The organism is Allohahella sp. A8 (genome assembly GCF_047946665.1).
GTDB lineage: Bacteria > Pseudomonadota > Gammaproteobacteria > Pseudomonadales > Oleiphilaceae > Allohahella.
On the sequence record NZ_CP172312.1, the window covers coordinates 192,576 to 209,434 of the forward strand.

Annotated in this window: 16 protein-coding genes; 7 read left to right on the plus strand and 9 right to left on the minus strand. The window is 55.5% G+C overall.

Annotated elements, in window-relative coordinates; genetic code table 11:
- Positions 1-9 precede the first annotated feature (9 nt).
- Positions 10-486: a molybdenum cofactor biosynthesis protein MoaE gene (locus tag ACH3PB_RS00865; RefSeq protein ID WP_416397582.1), complete on the plus strand. Its 477-nt coding sequence runs from the start codon at positions 10-12 to the stop codon at positions 484-486.
- A gap of 19 nt (positions 487-505) precedes the next feature.
- Here the strand turns inward: ACH3PB_RS00865 and ACH3PB_RS00870 are convergent, their stop codons facing one another.
- A complete protein-coding gene (locus ACH3PB_RS00870; RefSeq protein ID WP_416397583.1) occupies positions 506-928 on the minus strand; it encodes a hypothetical protein in 423 nt (140 codons plus the stop codon).
- A 100-nt stretch (positions 929-1,028) separates the two neighbouring features.
- The gene (locus ACH3PB_RS00875) at positions 1,029-1,322 is read right to left on the minus strand and encodes a hypothetical protein (RefSeq protein WP_416397584.1); all 294 of its coding nucleotides are present in this window, start codon (positions 1,320-1,322) and stop codon (positions 1,029-1,031) included.
- Positions 1,323-1,533: 211 nt separating this feature from the next.
- On the opposite strand from ACH3PB_RS00875, the gene ACH3PB_RS00880 reads away from it, so the two are divergent.
- Complete coding sequence (locus ACH3PB_RS00880; RefSeq protein WP_416397585.1) at positions 1,534-3,918, plus strand: Lon protease family protein; 2,385 nt, start codon at positions 1,534-1,536, stop codon at positions 3,916-3,918.
- Here ACH3PB_RS00880 and ACH3PB_RS00885 read toward each other — a convergent pair.
- On the minus strand, positions 3,885-4,550 hold the full coding sequence (locus ACH3PB_RS00885; RefSeq protein ID WP_416397586.1) for an alpha-ketoglutarate-dependent dioxygenase AlkB family protein: 666 nt from the start codon (positions 4,548-4,550) through the stop codon (positions 3,885-3,887). The genes ACH3PB_RS00880 and ACH3PB_RS00885 overlap by 34 nt on opposite strands.
- Before the next feature lie 7 nt (positions 4,551-4,557).
- On the opposite strand from ACH3PB_RS00885, the gene ACH3PB_RS00890 reads away from it, so the two are divergent.
- From ACH3PB_RS00890 to ACH3PB_RS00900, 3 genes are read left to right on the plus strand one after another with little or no spacing between them, the layout of a single operon-like run.
- The gene (locus ACH3PB_RS00890) at positions 4,558-5,463 is read left to right on the plus strand and encodes a M23 family metallopeptidase (protein ID WP_416397587.1); all 906 of its coding nucleotides are present in this window, start codon (positions 4,558-4,560) and stop codon (positions 5,461-5,463) included.
- Between the two features lies 1 nt (position 5,464).
- Positions 5,465-6,148, plus strand: coding sequence for a response regulator transcription factor (locus ACH3PB_RS00895; protein WP_416397588.1), 684 nt, complete (start codon positions 5,465-5,467; stop codon positions 6,146-6,148).
- The gene (locus ACH3PB_RS00900; protein WP_416397589.1) at positions 6,138-7,751 is read left to right on the plus strand and encodes a response regulator; all 1,614 of its coding nucleotides are present in this window, start codon (positions 6,138-6,140) and stop codon (positions 7,749-7,751) included. Before ACH3PB_RS00895 ends, ACH3PB_RS00900 begins: the two co-directional genes overlap by 11 nt.
- On the opposite strand, the gene ACH3PB_RS00905 is transcribed toward ACH3PB_RS00900, so the two are convergent.
- The 6 genes from ACH3PB_RS00905 to ACH3PB_RS00930 all read right to left on the minus strand — a co-directional run bounded on the left by ACH3PB_RS00905 (position 7,726) and on the right by ACH3PB_RS00930 (position 12,432).
- Positions 7,726-8,766, minus strand: a complete 1,041-nt coding sequence (locus ACH3PB_RS00905) for a succinylglutamate desuccinylase (RefSeq protein WP_416397590.1) — start codon at positions 8,764-8,766, stop codon at positions 7,726-7,728. The genes ACH3PB_RS00900 and ACH3PB_RS00905 overlap by 26 nt on opposite strands.
- Before the next feature lie 2 nt (positions 8,767-8,768).
- A complete protein-coding gene (locus tag ACH3PB_RS00910) occupies positions 8,769-9,485 on the minus strand; it encodes an ABC transporter permease (protein ID WP_416397591.1) in 717 nt (238 codons plus the stop codon).
- Positions 9,485-10,201: an ABC transporter permease gene (locus ACH3PB_RS00915; RefSeq protein ID WP_416397592.1), complete on the minus strand. Its 717-nt coding sequence runs from the start codon at positions 10,199-10,201 to the stop codon at positions 9,485-9,487. Before ACH3PB_RS00915 ends, ACH3PB_RS00910 begins: the two co-directional genes overlap by 1 nt.
- A 56-nt stretch (positions 10,202-10,257) precedes the next feature.
- Entirely contained in the window at positions 10,258-11,022 is a 765-nt protein-coding gene (locus ACH3PB_RS00920) for a transporter substrate-binding domain-containing protein (RefSeq protein ID WP_416397593.1), read from the minus strand.
- Between the two features lie 127 nt (positions 11,023-11,149).
- Entirely contained in the window at positions 11,150-11,911 is a 762-nt protein-coding gene (locus ACH3PB_RS00925; RefSeq protein WP_416399495.1) for an ABC transporter ATP-binding protein, read from the minus strand.
- A 14-nt stretch (positions 11,912-11,925) separates the two neighbouring features.
- Positions 11,926-12,432 (minus strand): RDD family protein, encoded by a 507-nt coding sequence (locus ACH3PB_RS00930; RefSeq protein WP_416397594.1) that lies wholly within the window; start codon positions 12,430-12,432, stop codon positions 11,926-11,928.
- A gap of 214 nt (positions 12,433-12,646) precedes the next feature.
- Between ACH3PB_RS00930 and ACH3PB_RS00935 the strand changes: the two genes are divergently transcribed.
- Both ACH3PB_RS00935 and alaS read left to right on the plus strand, forming a co-directional pair.
- On the plus strand, positions 12,647-14,035 hold the full coding sequence (locus tag ACH3PB_RS00935; protein WP_416397595.1) for a DUF5610 domain-containing protein: 1,389 nt from the start codon (positions 12,647-12,649) through the stop codon (positions 14,033-14,035).
- A gap of 135 nt (positions 14,036-14,170) precedes the next feature.
- Positions 14,171-16,852: an alanine--tRNA ligase gene (alaS, locus tag ACH3PB_RS00940; protein WP_416397596.1), complete on the plus strand. Its 2,682-nt coding sequence runs from the start codon at positions 14,171-14,173 to the stop codon at positions 16,850-16,852.
- Positions 16,853-16,859: the final 7 nt, after the last annotated feature.

Consider the following 16,859-nt stretch of genomic DNA (forward strand, 5'->3'; position numbering starts at 1 on the left):
AGGTAGTCCGTGCATATCCACGTAGAGGTTGGTCCTGCACCCATTGATAGCGCTACCTCGGGCTCGTCCTTCAGGGCGGGTTTGAAGCGGGACTCAGCCTCTCTCGGTGCGATATGCAGCTTCGAAGGTCTGGTGCGGGATTATGGTGACGGCAGTGATGTTGTGGCCCTCGATCTGGAGCACTATCCCGGGATGACGGAGCGCTCGCTCCGTCAGATAGCTGGAACCGCAGCCGACCGTTGGCCACTGCTGGCCATTTCAATTCTTCATCGTGTTGGAAGAATCGAGCTTGGTGAGGTGGTGGTCATAGTCTCTGTAGCCTCGTCTCATCGCCAAGCGGCATTCGACGCCTGTGCTTACATCATGGATCTACTCAAGACCGAGGCGCCGTTCTGGAAGAAGGAAATTGGCACCCGTGGCGAGCGTTGGGTGGCATCCAAGGAAAGTGACGATCTTGCCGCCAAGCGTTGGGCTCCGACCAAGTAGCCTGGTCTAGTCTGACCCGCTAGCTTTCAGCCTTGGTGGTCTGCTGATTACTTTCACTAAAGATGCGTTCGATTCGCGCAAGAGCGTTATCGACGGCGCGATCATAGTTCTTTTCCGAAGCCCAGCAGTCGAACGTAATGCCTACACGCGTGACACCGGGCGTCGTGACGGCCTCACCATCAACATTCGCGACTCTGCCAGTAATCGCTTTTTCGTTGACGTACTTTGCTGTGAAGCTAAAGCTGAGACGATCGCCGACCTTCAGTTTCCCGGGGAATCCTATTGCCATACCGTAACGATTGAAGTCAAAACAGTCGACTTCGCGAGCCTGCTTGGTGAATCCGAAAAACCCTTTCGGAGCAGCAATAACCCTGAGTTCGTCTGTATCGTGACGTCGTTTGATGCGTCGTTCGAGCTGCTGCCTGAAATTGAATTCGTGCATTATGTAAGTTTGAAGCCGCCCCAGCGTCTGCCTTGAAGATGGATGGAGTTTACAAAAAAATACAAAGGAATGCGAAGGTTCCCGACTGGCTGCGTGCAATTTATACAGTGACGTCAATTTTCGCGCCACGGCGATCGTTCAGGCGCTCAGGACGACCATAGCGAGCGTCGAGTAGTTCCGGGCGCCGCCGGTCAACCTTTCGCCGTCGCTCTTTGCCTTCATAACGCCTTGTATTGAAGCGACGTTCAGGTCGCCGGCGGCGTTCCTCTTCGGCAGGCTCATTGGTGTCGACAGGTATTACTTCCTGTGGCTGTTTGATTCGGTTCGATCTGTAGGCGTCTGGTGTCGGCGCCGGCGCCGCAGAGGGCTTGTTACGTGAGTCGATTGGAAACATGTCTACCCTCCATTGCTTGATATGTGTATGCAGTCGCTGCTGTTGTTCAGCACAGACGATGGTCTTCTAATTCATATATCGGCGGGAAAACAGAATACTTTAGCGGTGCCTGGTTGTGGCTCCGTCTGATGGCTGCTATTTTCCTCTCAATCCAACAGGCCCCTGCCCAGCCTGCCTCTACGCTCTCATTCTGGCGGTACATCTGATAGCTATGCATACCAAATCCCTCGATCCAGCTGATCTGTACAAGCCCTGCGATCCAAAGTCGCTACGCTTCAAAACCACGGCCTCTCTTTCAAGTCTGAACGGTATACTTGGCCAGAATAGAGCGAAGGACGCACTTTCGTTCGCTATTGCCATGGCTGAATCTGGCTATAACATCTTTGCCGTCGGTAGTAGTGGTCTTGGGAAGCGCACGATGATCGAACGCTACCTCGCCGAACATTCACCCGGGTCGGGGAAGCTGAGTGACTGGTGTTATGTCAACAGCTTCGAAGACCCAAGAGTGCCGCGTGTACTGCGATTGCCTGTCGGAATGGGGCAAAAACTGAAGAGCGATGTTGAGCAACTGCTGAATCGTCTTTACAAGAACATTCCCCAGGCCTTCGAGAACGAGTCGTATTTCGAGCGTTCGGAGAAGCTCAAGAATGAGCTAGCGCAGCGTCAGGAAAAGGCACTGTCTACAATCGGACGCTCAGCCCGGCGCCAGGGTGTTTCGCTCACGATTGCCACACCAGGTGGTTACCGTCTGGTCGCCGCGGATGGCGATGAGCCGATGTCGGCGGAAGTATTTTCAGCGCTGTCTGATGAGGAGCAGCTGGCCATTGAGGCCAAGATCGTCAAGCTGGAGAAGCGACTTCGCAAGACTCTGCGGCAGCTTGCTTCTCGCGAGCAGGATTATGCCGAGCGTCAGCAGCAACTGAACGAAGAGGTCGCGCTCAACGTGAGTCAGCATCTCATCGATAGCGTGAAGCAGACATATCGCGAGCATAAGGAGGTTGTGGATCATCTGGACGCGATTCAGCAGGACATTCTGAAGAATATCGATCTTTTCCTCGACGATTCGGAAGAAGCCAATGCACTGGCTGCCGCCACTATGGATAACAAGCTGCCGAGGCGTTATCAGATCAACGCGTTTGTTCATCACGACAAAAATGAAAGTGTGCCCATACTTGTTGAAGACAATCCCAACTACCACAACCTGTTTGGCGCCGTCGAAAACATAACCTTCAAGGGTACAGTCTTTACTGACTTTACGCTGATCAGACCAGGCTCTGTGCACCGTGCCAACGGTGGTTATCTTCTTATCGACGCGGTAAAGCTTCTCGAACAGCCCTTTGTGTGGGAAGCACTGAAGCGCCTGATGCGTTCCGGGAAAATCGGCATCCACGCGCTGGAGAAGGAGATTTCGATTTCAGGCACTATCTCACTTGAGCCTGAGACCATACCTGCGGATCTCAAGATCATTCTGTTCGGCGATAGGGACACCTACCTGTTGCTGCAGCGTTACGATCCAGATTTCATCGAGCTCTTCAAAGTGGTCGCCGACTTTGAAACCGAGATCGATCGTACCGAGGAAACACAACTTCAGTATGCGCGCTTCATCGCGGGGCTGATCAAGGAAAAAGGCCTGCTCAACTGCGATCGGGCCGCTGTGATGAAGATCATCGAACAGAGTGCTCGGGAAGCGGCGCATCAGAACAAACTGAGCCTGCATGCGGCGGATGTGGCCAATTTGCTGCGTGAAGCGAACTACTGCGCGCAACGGGCTGAACACAACATCATAGGTCTTGACGACGTCAAACAGGCGCTCAGCAATGCGAGATATCGTGCCGGACGCATTCGTGACCAGGTGTTCGAGGGTATCCGTGATGGCGCTACGATGCTGAGCACGCGCGGCGCCACTGTTGGGCAGGTGAACGCGCTCTCGGTGTTGACCACTGGCGATCAGGAATTCGGCGTGACGTCACGACTGACGGCCACCACATATTTTGGCGATGGCAGCATCGTCGATATCGAGCGGGATGTGAAGCTCGCTGGGGCCATTCACTCGAAAGGTATGATGATTCTCAAGGCCTATCTATCGACCCTGTTCGCCCAGGACGGGCCGATACCACTGTCGACGAGCCTCACTTTCGAGCAGTCCTATCATGAAGTTGATGGCGACAGCGCCTCAATGGCCGAGTTCTGTGCGCTCATCAGCGCCATGTCGGGCATGCCGGTCAGGCAGGATCTCGCTATTACCGGATCAATGAACCAGTTTGGCGATGCTCAGCCTATCGGTGGTGTGAATGAAAAAATCGAAGGCTTCTTCGACACTTGTCGCCTGCAAGGTCTTACCGGCACACAAGGTGTAATCATTCCGCGGCAGAATGCACGAAATCTGATGCTCGCGGATGAAGTGCTCGCAGCCTGCAGGGCCGGCAAGTTTCACATATACGCCGTCGACCGGGTCGAGCATGTACTCGAATTGTTGCTGAGCGATACCTCGGTGCCTGGCTATGAAGAAGTCTATGAGCGTGTGCGCAACAGAATTGCGCGTATGCGTGAGATCGAGAAGGCTCACGTAGAGCCTGCATCTGCCTCGCCAATATAGCGAAAGGTGAGATTGATGCGGGCTGTGTCGACTCTGCGGGATTTCGATATCCTGTGCTGCCAATTCTGCTGAGTTGCGCCCCGCATGATCAGCAGTGAGTTGTGCGGCAGGTCCAGTCGAATGCGATGGTCTGCCGGAAGCAGCTCAGACGATTGCCCTGCACGTGAGATTGGCTTCATGTGAAAGCGTCGAATAGCGCCAAACGACCAGGACGCGATAGCGGGCTCCGTGCCGAGCTCTGGCTCGTTGTCGGCATGCCAACCCATGCTGTCTTCACCGTCGCGATAAAGATTGCAAAGCACGCAGTTGAAGGCCGCACCACTGATTCTCGCACTCAGGGAGGCCAGCCCTTGCAATAAAGGCGGCATAGGTTTTGGTGCCAGTGTCGTGCCCGAGTAGGTATAGATGCAGTGTGGTTCACCGTACCAGGCCTGCAGCCTTGGTATGCTGAGCACACGACCGTGAATCATGATCTGATCCTGTCGCCACGCGAGCTCGTTCATGAGCTGCGTGAAAACCGTGTCAGCATCGGCCGCCGCCAGCACAGCCGTGCGGAGTTGAACATCACCGCCGGACAATGCAATATGCTGTAGCTCGTTTCGTCCCAACAGCAATTCTCTTTCCAAAGCCATTATGCCTATGTCTCTCAATTTGATTTCGGCCCGGACTTCATTCTTCGCAACAGCTTTGCTCGTCATGGTCATGGCTGCGATCGCTCCGGGGCAGGCCATGGCAGACGAGCGTGCTGTCACGACACCCCAAGCGGACATACGGGCCGTTTTTGGTCTCCGCGATCAGATGCTGCAGGGTGCTCTGGTTCGTGGCAAGGTCAGCCCCGATGCGAAAGTCAGCCTGAATGGTGAAGCACTCGAAATCAGCAAGTCTGGTGAATTCGTTTTCGGATTCGATCGCGATGCCCCAGGCAAACATACATTGACCTTCACTAGCGCCGATGGCAAGACGTCAACGCACAGCTTCGTTCTTCCGGAGCGAACTTATGCAGAACAGCGCGTCGAAGGTATCGAACACAAATACGTGGCGCCGGCACCGGAAGTGCTGAAGCGTATACGTCAGGAGGTCACGCTTGTCGCCAACGCGCGGCTCAAGAGTGTCGCTCACGATGCCGTCTTCGATGAATTCGTATGGCCGGTCCTGGGGCCGATAAGTGGCGTTTACGGTAGTCAGCGCTGGTATAATGGCAATCCCAGCAGGCCCCATTTTGGCGTCGATGTGGCCGTGCCAACGGGGACGGTTGTCAAGGCGCCAGCTGCCGGCATCGTGGTGTTGGCCAGCCCGGATCTCTATTATTCTGGTGGCACCGTTATCATGAATCACGGCTACGAGGTGACCTCGAGTTTCCTGCATCTGAGCAAGGTGCTGGTGAAGACGGGGCAGCGGGTCGAGCAGGGGGAGCCCATCGCCGAGGTCGGTGCGACCGGGCGAGTCACCGGACCGCACCTCGATTGGCGAATGAACTGGAAAAAAGCGCGGGTAGATCCACAGTTGCTGGTGCCCGATATGCAGACCTTACTGGAGAGTAAATGACATGACCACAAATGCACAGGAAAGTGTAAATGGATCGCGTCCGGATGGATTGCGCCCGAACGGCCCGGGCCTCAGCGGAGAGCCAGTCAGGGTCTATGTGGTCGAAGATGACGATGCCGTACGGGACTCGCTGGTTCTCCTGCTTCGCGCTGAAGGCTACGAAGCCGATTCTTATGCGAGCCCCAGTGATTTCCTGAAGCTCAAGGTAGAACAGCTGCGTGGCTGTGCCATCCTTGATATCAGGATGCCCGGCATGACGGGCATGGAGTTACATGGCGAGCTGATCAAGCGTCAGTGCCGGCTACCGGTCATATTCGTCACCGGCCATGGCGACGTACCCCTCGCCGTCGAAGCTATCAAGTCAGGTGCACTGGATTTCATCCAGAAGCCATACCAGGAAGAGGAGTTGCTCAGCAAAGTCCGCGAAGCGATTCGACTCGAGCAGGCCGGGCATGGGAAGAACGAAGAGAAGACGCTGCTGCAGAAGAAGATTGCATCGCTCACTCCGCGTGAAACCGAAATCATGGATCTGATGATTGCGGGGAATGCGAACAAGGTCATTGCCATCGACCTTAATATCAGTCAGCGCACCGTGGAGATTCATCGTTCGCGCGTCATGCAGAAGATGGGCACACATTCACTGGCGCAGCTCGTGCAGATGGTCATGACTGCACGTGAAGACTGACACCACAAGAGGCCTGGTCTTACTGGTCGACGACAATCCGGCCAACCTGAAAATCCTGTATGAAACCCTGAACGGCAGAGGCTACAAATTGCTTGTGGCCGATTCAGGTGCGAAAGCACTGAGTATTGCGCAGAAGATGCAGCCGGAACTCATCCTGCTGGATATCATGATGCCGGGCATGGATGGTTATGAAGTCTGTCGTCGTCTCCAGCAGAATGGCCTTACCGAGTCTGTTTCGGTCGTATTTCTTTCAGCCCTCGACGATACCGATGCCAAGGTGCTCGGTTTCGAACTAGGCGGCGTCGACTATATTTCCAAGCCCTTCCAGGTGAAGGAGGTTATTGCCCGGGTCGATACCCATCTTCGTCTGCGCTTGCTCGAAAAGGCCCTTGGTCAACAGAACAAGGAGCTGTTGATCGATAACAGCTCGATTCTGCGAGCAATGGGTGAAGGTATCTACGGTCTCGATAAAAGTGGCCAGATCATTTTCGCCAATCCGGCCGCCTGTCGAGCCAATCAGTGCGAAGTGGATACACTGCTAGGTCAGCGATTCGTGGAGCTCCAGTTTTCAGGGCGTGGTGCGGTGCCAGGCCAGAGTAGTGGCGCCGCTACTGAATTCGATCATGAGCGAATGATTCGGCATGTAGAAAAGGCCATGGCCGATGATGAGTCGATTCGTGTCGAACAGGCCCTCTTCTTTCGACCTGCGGGCGGCTTCTTTCCAGCCTCCTTCCAACTGACAATCGTGCCGGACTCGGCCAGTTCTACTCACGCGGTCGTGGTGTTCAGGGATATTTCTGACAAACTGGCGCAGGACCGCGAACTCGAACAGGCTCGCCTCAAGCTCGAGGCTCAGCGTGCTCAGCTCACGCATGTCTCCCGACTGAGTACGATGGGCGAGATGGCCGCTGGTATTGCCCACGAAGTCAATCAGCCACTAACGGCAATCGTGAACTACGCGCGGCTGGCCAGTCGCCAGCTTGTGTCGCTGAAGAATCGGGTCACAGCCACCCGGGAGTTGGAGGCCGCTGCTGAGACACTGGAGAAAATAGAGCAGCAAAGTCTGAGGGCCAGTGATGTCATCCAGCATATCAGGGATTTTGTTCGCAAGCCTACCGAAGGCAAGGCCCGCCTCTCTGCCACAGAACTGGCGGATGCCATCATCCAGCTTACTGGCATCGAAGCCAAACAGCACGCGATGACCCTGAAGGTCGATATTGATCCAAGCTTGCCTGAGCTACGGGTCGAAGCAATTCAGATACAGCAGGTCGCGCTGAACCTGCTACGCAATGCCATGGAGGCCAGCCTGAGTACAGCGTCCAATACCGTGCACTTCAGGGTTTATCACGATAAAGCTGGCGATAATCATGTGCACTTCGAGATAGAGGATCGGGGCTCAGGCGTAACAGAGGAGAATCAACCCTTTCTGTTCAATCCGTTTTTCACGACGAAGAAAACGGGCATGGGCATAGGACTCACATTGTGTCAGAACATCGTGCAGGCACATGGCGGGCGTATCGGTTATCAGCCTGCGAAACAAAACGATCCGGCTGTCGAATCTGGCAGTCTGTTCTGGTTCAGTCTGCCTGTGCTAGCTGAGTAGCTGAGCCGGCAGGCACGACGACCAAGCCGGCGCGATGACCTATTTCCACCTTCGGATTGGGAAAGAGGATTCTTGCCTCAGCATGGTCGATTGCATAGCTGGCGCCCGCAGCGCTGTAAAGCCGAAAACCCTGCGGTAAAGCATGAAAGTTCGCGACATCATCGGACACGTGTAATTCAAAGCCTTCGCTTGTCCTCACGATTTCATGATGGACAACGAATCTCGTCATGTCATGGCCTTTGGCGAAGTGCTCGATCGCCTGAGGCACTGTTCTGTTCTGCCTGGCTTCAGCACTGCAGCACGCTCGCAGAGTCTGCTTCAGTTCATTCAGCAATGTCAGGTCATTCGCGCCGAATGCCTTGACCTGGCCCAACTCGAGTGTTGCCGAAATTGCGCCAAACTCCCTGGCTGTCCACCCGCTGAATGTAGTGCCTGATTCCTGATGTCTCACGCAAGCCTGCATGCCGGCTGCTTGCAGAAGCAGGTTCAGGAGCTTCGTAGTCGAACTGGCGGGCGTCTGCTCGACCGGTGGCAGGATGGCGAATTTGCTGATCTCTGAGCGGCGAATTGCTGTATGAAGGTCCAGATGTACCATCGTGCTGCTGGAGAACCGTGATTGAAAGCAGCGAACGGCGAGTTGCAGAATTCTGGCGCGCTGCTGCTCCAGCGCTTCCGCGGTATTGCCGCCAACAACGGCTTCAGCTTCACTGCCGGGCCCAAACAGGCGGTTTAAATTGGTGCCAAGAAAGCGCTGCTGAACCTGCATCGCCTCGATATTGCCGAGTAGAAACAGGCAGGGTGCAGCAGCACCGGCCGGGGACTGCCGGAACTCCTCCACGAGCTGGTCGAGGAGTTCGACAGGTGCTGTCTCGTTGCCGTGAATGCCCGCGCTGATCACAAAGATTTCGTTCGGCGAGGTCTGCGGCTCGGACGGCATCCATTCCAGTATGCCGTGACCGATCCAGCGAAAATCGTTCGCGAACGGTGTTAGAGCTGCTCTCAGGAATTGCCCCATTGTCAGGTCTCCGTTCGCGGCCGCAGATGAGCCAGCATCCTGAACTCGATCTTGCGGAAAATCATTATGATCGTAAAGGTGAGGCAGAGGTAAATACAGGCCACGAAGATGAAGGCTGAAAATGGTGTGTAGAACCGAGAGTATATGAGATACGCCGCGCCCGTGAGATCGAGAATAGTGACCGTAAAGGCCACGGCACTGGCGTGTAGCATGAAGATGACTTCGTTGGTATAAGCGGGGAGGGCACGTCGAAAGGCGCTCGGTAAGACGACACAGCGCGTCCTTGTCCAGTAACTCATCCCATACGCCTTGGCGGCTTCCAGCTCGCCGGCTGGTGTTGCAACGATGGCACCGCGAATAATTTCAGTGGTGTAGGCCGCAGTGTTCAGCGTGAAAGCCAGCAGCGCTGGAATGAAAGCGTCCTTGAAAATGAACCAGAGCGGCGTATCGATCAGAACGAAGCTGGAGCCGTAATAAATGATGTACAGCTGTACGAGCAGAGGTGTGCCGCGGAAAACATAGGTAAAGACCTGTACTGGTTGACTGATCCAGAAGCGCTTGGAAGCTCGCATCAGTGCCAGTGGCAAAGCCATCACCAGCCCGAGCAGGACCGCTAGAACAACCAGCTGCAGCGTGTTGACCAGGCCAGTCCCGTACTCGGACAGTGTACGGAGCGTAAATATATCGTTGCCTGCAAGCAGGCCTTCGAGCCATTCCATCAGAGTGCCTCTCTCACACCGACGCTGTAACGTCGCGACAGATATTTGAGGAAGAGTTCAGATATCAGTGTCATGAGGAGATAGAACAGCACCACGGGAATAAAAAACTTGAACGGCAGATGTAACGATTTCGATGCTTCACTGGCAACTCGGACAATGTCTGTCAGCCCGATGATCGATACCAGTGCAGTCGTTTTCAACATGACGAGCCAGTTGTTGCCAACACCGGGAATGGCATGACGGATCATCTGAGGCACCATGATGCGCCAGAACACCTGCCACTCGCTCATGCCGTAAGCCCTGCCGGCCTCAAGCTGTCCATCCGGTACCGCCAGGAAAGCACCTCGAAAGGTCTCCGCCATATAAGCGCCGAATATGAAGCCGATCGAGAGGACGCCAGCAATGAACTGATCGACATTTATGAAAAAGTCGACTTCCCACTGATTGTAAACATAGTCAGAAAGCATGTTGAGCAGCGCCTGACCGCCGTAGAAGATCAGCATCATCATGACGAGGTCGGGTACGCCCCGAATCAGCGTGGTGTAGGTCAAGGCAATGCCTCGCGCAGCTCTGCTCGACGATAGCTTGGCAGCTGCTCCGGCCAGTCCCAGAATCAGCGCTAGCAGCAGAGAAAGTCCTGCCAGCTGCGCAGTGAGAAAGGCGCCCCGCAGCAACTCAGGGCCGTAGCCCTTGAAGTCAAAAAGATATTCGAACATGACGCTCGCTTCAGGTGGGTGCCGGCCGGCAACAAGGTATCACCGGCCGGAGCTACTTACATCTTGATATCGTATTCGAAGTATTTCTTCATGATCTCGTCGTAAGTGCCATTTTCCTTCAACTTGGCAAGCGACTTGTTAAAGGCCTCTGCAAGGTCCTTGTCACGCTTTCTCAATGCAACACCGATCCCGTCACCAAGCTTAACTTGCTCGCCGATCTGAGCGTAGTTCTTATCGGTCGTCACTGTTTCATCACCCACAGGGTAGTCGAGGAACACGAGATCGAGGCGACCGCCCTTGAGATCCAGCACAAGGTCGTCTGCTGTGCTATAGCGCTTGATTTCAGCGACGTCACCGAACTCCTTGGTGATATAGTCGTCCTGAATCGTGCCACGCTGAGCGCCTATGGTCTTGCCCTTGAGCGCATCCTTGGACGTTACGTCGATTTTGCTATTGGAATTCTTGCCGAACCACGCGCTTGGCGTGTTGTAGTAGGGCTCACTGAAAGCAACCTGCTTGGCACGCTCCTCAGTTATGGACATCGACGACATGATGGCGTCGAACTTGCGAGTCATCAGGCCGGGAATCATGCCATCCCAGGCCTGGATAACCCACTCGCACTTCCATTTCTGGTCTTCGCATACGGCATTGCCAAGATCGACCTCAAACCCGGTGAGCGTGCCATCCGGTTTCTTGAATTCGAAAGGTTCATATGGCACGTCAACTGCAATTCGTACTTCCTTCCACTCTTTGGCCATGACTGGTCCAGTCACGAGAGACGTCGCCAAAAGGGCGCCTGCGAGGAATTTTATTCTTTTCATATATGTTTCCTTTAATCTAGCGGTTGAGGATCGCAAGCCTTCAAAAATACGCTCATCGGTACAGCATTGTAAATAATTGCTGTCCGATTGTTCGGCTGTGCCAGGGTTCTGCCGACATGCCTGCGACTTAATAGGTACGGCTCAGAAAATTCTTTACCCGTTCAGATTCCGGGTTGACCAGCACCTTGGATGGATGGCCTTCTTCTTCGATAAGACCTTCATGCAGAAAGAGAACCTTGTTCGAGACATCTCTGGCGAACGCCATCTCGTGAGTGACCACAATCATGGTCCGCCCTTCTTCGGCGAGGTTCCGCATCACCTTCAGAACTTCGCCAACCAGCTCTGGATCCAGGGCTGATGTCGGCTCATCAAACAGCATGACCTCGGGCTCCATGGCGAGCGCACGCGCTATGGCTGCGCGCTGCTGCTGCCCACCACTCATATGGTTAGGGTAGTAATCTTTTCGCTCCCAGATGCCTACCTGTTGCAGGTAGTGTTCAGCCCGCGCCTGTGCCTCCTTCTTCGAAAGGCCGAGCACATGCACTGGGGCGGCACAAATGTTTTCCATCACTGTCATATGAGACCAGAGATTGAATGACTGAAAGACCATGGAGAGCTTCGCGCGAAGCCGAGTCACCTGCTTGCTGTCTTTCGGCGTGCGCTCGGTGTTATCAGAAGCGGGCGTGAATTTCACCTGCTCACCACTCAGATACAGTTCGCCCGAGGTCGGAATCTCTAGCAGATTGATGCAGCGCAGGAAAGTGCTCTTGCCGGAGCCCGATGAGCCTATCATCGAGATTACGTCACCGCTGCTGGCGGTGAGAGAGATACCTTTGAGTACCTCAAGATTACCAAAGCGCTTATGGACATCGCGTACGTCGAGCTTCAAAGAGGAATCACTGGTCAATTGGCTTGCCTCCAGGCTGTGGCCTGCTCTTTTTTATAGTCACGGAAAATGGTGCGCGTCCCGGAAATTCGCTCGTGCCAGGTCAGTTGCTCCCGGTCGAACAACATCCAGAAATATCCCAGGCCGAAGGCCGCGAATGAGATCGCTGCACCAGCAAGACGAATGAGCGACTGACCAAGTGTCGGCAGCTTGTCTTCCCGCGTAAGAATCTGAACTTTCCAGGCCTGCATGCCGAGGGTCTGACCGGTTCTGGTCCAGAAGTAACAGAAAAAAAACGTGATGACCAGCAGCAGCAGGATAGTGAGCACCGGACCCTGGCTGATAGTGCCGGCTGCCACCTGCGCCTCGAGCGCCTGGGAGCCGATCCACCAGCCTTTGATGGCTACGTAGAGGGCCGTTGTACCAAGGGCCAGGGCCAGGCAGAGCAAAAAGTCATAGAACATCGCCGCGAAACGACGCAGGAGTGGCGCCTTGCGCTTCGCTTCAATAATGGGTGCGGGCATGATGCAGGAATTTCACCTTGAGTCAGTGTCGCCAGCAGTGCTCAGACAGCCTTGGGTCAGCCTGTTCCGTTCTGCCGATCGCGTATTGCAGCATGTTAACAATGTTTCGGGGCGATTCGCTAAAGTTTTGAGAGGAACCGCCGATAGCTTCACTAATACCTATCATCGGCACGGTGCTACACCGTTGTCCGCATCACTCAGGATGGCTCGGCAGATGAACAACCAGCTCTTCAACTCGTCGTATGATCGTCTGTTCTCCGATGGACTGCGGCAGATGCCCAGTGTGAGAGTCAATGGACAAAGCAGTGCTGCCAATCCTCCTGCGGCCGCTTCATCGCGCTCAGGCCAGGAATTGACGGCAGCGCTGGAAAAAGGCTACGCAGCATTGAGTGAAGGCCGGCGACCGGGCGGATTTGCAGCTGAGCTGATCGTGCGGCGGGTTGACAGAGCAATGGGTGGAGCCTCAGCGACCGAGCCGTCACTGCAGCGGATGGGTGCCACCGTGAGTCCGGGCGCTTATGGCAAGGCCGCTGATGGGGACGGTATCCCTTCGCCCGATAAGGTTGCTAGCACAATCCTCGGCTTCGTGGAAAAACGGATCGCACTGGCCAAAGCTGACGGCGCCGCGCCTGAGCGTCTTGATGCTATGCTGCAGCAGGCGAGGGCGGGCGTCGAACAAGGCTACGCCGAGGCTCGCGACGAATTGAAAGCCCGTGGTTTCCTGCCCAGCGATGACGGTCAGCTTGAGAAAGATATCGATGCCGGTTATTCCGCAGTGCAGAAAGGTTTCGGGCGGATCGCCGACACTATCGCGGGCCGAGTGCCCGGCAAAGGTGAGGCGACTACACCAGCCCCTATCGCTTCGTCACCAGCTGCTTCCGGTACTGTTGCAGCGCGCTCGGAATATCTCCGGGCAGAAAGCTCTGTTATTCAGCTCAAAACCCGGGATGGGGACACCGTGCGTCTGTCGCTGAGCCAGGTCGCAGCGGCTTCTGCAGAAATACAGGCCAATGGGGGCAGCATGCAGGAAGTGCTGCAGGGTATTGCAGGGAACCAGTTTATGCTTGATGTACAAGGCCAACTCGATGACGGAGAGCTCGAGGCGATTGGCGGATTTCTCAAGCAGATCGATTCAGTAGCCAATGACTTTTTCGCCGGCGACATGCAGGCGGCCTTCGAGAAGGCGCTGTCGCTGGACGTGGATATGGGTGAGATCGCATCGTTTGCCGTCAATCTCTCCTCAGTCTCGTATTCATCGATCAGCCAGGCGTATGAAAGTGGCGCCAGCGCGCCAGCTGCTGGCAGGCAGTCGGAGGCGCAGTCAGCCTTGCCGGCGAATGATTTCTCCCCTCTGGCCCGTTTCATCGAAAACCTGCGGGCTGCGCTGGAGTCAGCACAGGCACTTTCGGATGGCGCCGGTCTGTTGGACTTTGCTGAGTCATCGGCAAGGGCACTCTATGAACAGGGCGCCATCGCCTTGCCTGCGGCTGCCGCTTCGCCTGAAGGGGCAGCCGCAGCTCAGGTGCCAGCGCCCGAAGCCTTCGCTGACTTCCTCAGTTTCATGCGTGAGACCGGTGAGAAGCTTTCCGCCAGCCAGGGTTGATATGCCGTCCGATTAGTGAACGATGTCGCCAGACGGAGCACTAGTGACGCAGGTTTGACTATGCTACATTAATTGGCTGCCCGGCCTGTGCGTCGGGCACTTTCATATGCGAGCATTTCAACCAAAGACCTGGCCATGAAAACTACCGAACTCCGTCAGTCGTTCCTCGATTATTTTGCTGCGAGGCAACATGAAGTCGTCAGCAGCAGCTCTCTGGTTCCAGCAGAGGATCCAACTCTGCTGTTCACCAACGCCGGCATGAACCAGTTCAAGGATCTATTCCTTGGCCGAGAGAAGCGGTCGTATAACCGTGCGGCCAGCGCGCAGAAATGCGTGAGGGCCGGTGGCAAACATAATGACCTGGACAATGTCGGTTATACCGCGCGCCACCACACCTTTTTTGAAATGCTCGGCAATTTCAGTTTCGGCGACTACTTCAAGGAAGACGCCATCGCCTTTGCCTGGGAGTTTCTGACCTCCAGGGAGTGGCTGGGTCTGCCCCCAGATCGCCTGACGGTCACGGTATACTCTGAAGATGACGAATCTTTCGCAATATGGCGCGACAAGATAGGTGTGCCGGAGACACGGATCATTCGCATTGGCGACAAGGGTGGGCGATACGAGTCGGATAACTTCTGGCAAATGGGCGATACCGGCCCATGTGGCCCCTGTACTGAAGTTTTTTATGATCATGGTGCCGACATACCCGGTGGTCCGCCAGGCAGTCCGGATGAAGATGGCGACCGCTTCATAGAAATATGGAACGTCGTTTTCATGCAGTTCAACCGACAAGCCGACGGCACGATGGAGCCGCTGCCGAAGCCCTCGGTCGATACCGGTATGGGGCTCGAGCGGGTCGCGGCGGTGCTTCAGCACGTGCATTCGAATTACGAGATCGACCTCTTTGTTAACCTGCTCACGGCGGCTGCCCGGCTGCTGAAGCAGGAAAATAATGGCATCACCAGTACGGTGGAAGAGCTGATTGGTGTCGCGTCAATGCGTGTCATCGCCGACCACATTCGCTCCTGTGCGTTTTTGATCGCCGATGGCATCACGCCCTCCAATGAAAATCGTGGTTTCGTCCTGCGTCGCATCATTCGCCGCGCCGTCAGGCACGGACATAAACTTGGCTTCTCCGAAGGCTTCTTCTCTCGTCTGGTGAAACCGCTGGTGCTCGAGATGGGTGCCGCTTACCCGGAGCTGCAGCGTGGCGAAGAAATGATCAGTCGAATACTCGCCAACGAAGAGGCTCAGTTCAGCCGCACGCTGGACAAGGGCCTGCGTCTGCTCGAAGGCGAGATAGAGCGCCTGGAATCCAAGGTCATCCCGGGCAAGACAGTCTTTACGCTTTACGACACCTACGGCTTTCCGTTTGATCTGACGAATGATATCGCCAGAGAGAGGGGACTTGAGCTGGACAAGGCTGGCTTCGAAGAAGAAATGGAAGTGCAGCGGCAGCGAGCGCGGGCTGCAAGCTCGTTCAACACCGACTACTCAGCAGCCGTTGAGGGTGAGGCGACGAGCTTCGTCGGCTATGAATCGCTGCAGTCGCAGGCCAGCATCAAGGCAATCATCTGTGATGGCGAACGCATCAGCGTTGCAGATGCAGATACCGACTGCGAGCTTCAGGTCGTTCTCGATCAGACACCGTTCTATAGCGAATCGGGCGGCCAGATCGGTGACTGCGGCTTCATTGAAAGCAGTGACGGTTCGCTGTTCGAGGTTCGAGACACCCGCAAGCTGCAGGATAGCGTGCTGCACCTGGGTGTCGTTCTGAAAGGTGCGTTTCGTGTCGACTCGGTCATTAACGCCCGCGTCGATGGAAGTCTGCGAAGCGCCACAGCAGCGAATCACTCGGCTACCCATCTTCTTCATGCTGCCCTGCGCAAAGTGCTAGGTGAGCATGTTCAGCAGAAGGGTTCGCTGGTCAACTCCGAGCGCCTGCGTTTCGACTTCACTCACTTCGAGTCGATCAGTGAAGAAGAGCTGGCCGCAGTGAGTCACCTGGTCAATAACCAGATTCGTGCCAATACGCCGGTTCATACTGAGGAAATGTCCATCGCAGCTGCTCGAAGCAGAGGCGCCATGGCGCTCTTCGGTGAAAAGTATGGTGAACAAGTGCGTGTGTTGGAAATGGGTGAAACCGATGAACACGGCGCACCTTTCAGTATCGAGCTCTGCGGCGGGACGCACGTCCGTCGAACAGGCGATATTGGCCACTTGATCATCACCAGCGAGTCGGCGATTGCCTCCGGTGTGAGACGAGTCGAAGCCGTGACTGGCGCAGGGGCCGATCGTTATGCCGCGGAAGCGCTAGCAGGTCTCAAGACTGCTGCAGGTCTTCTGAAAACGACGCCGGACAAGGTCAGTGAGCAACTCGCGAGTTACATTGAACGTCAGAAGGCACTGGAAAAACAGCTCAGCCAGCTGAAGTCTCAAGCCGCCTCGCAAGCCGGTGATGATCTGTTGTCTCAGGCAAAGAAGCTTGGCGACATCAGTTATCTCATGGCTTCCATAGACGGAGCCGATCGCAAGACGCTCATGGAAACTGCCGATCAACTCAAGAACAAGTTGGGGCAGGGCGTGGTAGTCCTCGCCGCTGAAGACGACGGTGCTATCGCACTTGTTGCCGGTGTGACCAAGTCGCTCAGCGCGACTATAAAAGCCGGTGACATCATCAAGCAGATGACGGCAGTGATGGGTGGCAAGGGCGGCGGTCGGCCAGACATGGCCCAGGGCGGCGGCGGCGAAATTTCGAAACTGAACGAAGCGTACGGGGCAGTCGAAGCCTGGCTGAAACAGCAATTGCCTGAATAAATATTGG

What these genes read in the sequence shown, in the direction of transcription:
- ACH3PB_RS00870 (WP_416397583.1), bottom strand. Translation starts at nt 928, where the DNA reads ATGCACGAATTCAATTTCAGGCAGCAGCTCGAACGACGCATCAAACGA.
- ACH3PB_RS00875 (WP_416397584.1), bottom strand. Translation starts at nt 1,322, where the DNA reads ATGTTTCCAATCGACTCACGTAACAAGCCCTCTGCGGCGCCGGCGCCG.
- ACH3PB_RS00880 (WP_416397585.1), top strand. Translation starts at nt 1,534, where the DNA reads ATGCATACCAAATCCCTCGATCCAGCTGATCTGTACAAGCCCTGCGAT.
- ACH3PB_RS00885 (WP_416397586.1), bottom strand. Translation starts at nt 4,550, where the DNA reads ATGGCTTTGGAAAGAGAATTGCTGTTGGGACGAAACGAGCTACAGCAT.
- ACH3PB_RS00890 (WP_416397587.1), top strand. Translation starts at nt 4,558, where the DNA reads ATGTCTCTCAATTTGATTTCGGCCCGGACTTCATTCTTCGCAACAGCT.
- ACH3PB_RS00895 (WP_416397588.1), top strand. Translation starts at nt 5,465, where the DNA reads ATGACCACAAATGCACAGGAAAGTGTAAATGGATCGCGTCCGGATGGA.
- ACH3PB_RS00905 (WP_416397590.1), bottom strand. Translation starts at nt 8,766, where the DNA reads ATGGGGCAATTCCTGAGAGCAGCTCTAACACCGTTCGCGAACGATTTT.
- ACH3PB_RS00910 (WP_416397591.1), bottom strand. Translation starts at nt 9,485, where the DNA reads ATGGAATGGCTCGAAGGCCTGCTTGCAGGCAACGATATATTTACGCTC.
- ACH3PB_RS00915 (WP_416397592.1), bottom strand. Translation starts at nt 10,201, where the DNA reads ATGTTCGAATATCTTTTTGACTTCAAGGGCTACGGCCCTGAGTTGCTG.
- ACH3PB_RS00920 (WP_416397593.1), bottom strand. Translation starts at nt 11,022, where the DNA reads ATGAAAAGAATAAAATTCCTCGCAGGCGCCCTTTTGGCGACGTCTCTC.
- ACH3PB_RS00930 (WP_416397594.1), bottom strand. Translation starts at nt 12,432, where the DNA reads ATGCCCGCACCCATTATTGAAGCGAAGCGCAAGGCGCCACTCCTGCGT.
- ACH3PB_RS00935 (WP_416397595.1), top strand. Translation starts at nt 12,647, where the DNA reads ATGAACAACCAGCTCTTCAACTCGTCGTATGATCGTCTGTTCTCCGAT.
- alaS (WP_416397596.1), top strand. Translation starts at nt 14,171, where the DNA reads ATGAAAACTACCGAACTCCGTCAGTCGTTCCTCGATTATTTTGCTGCG.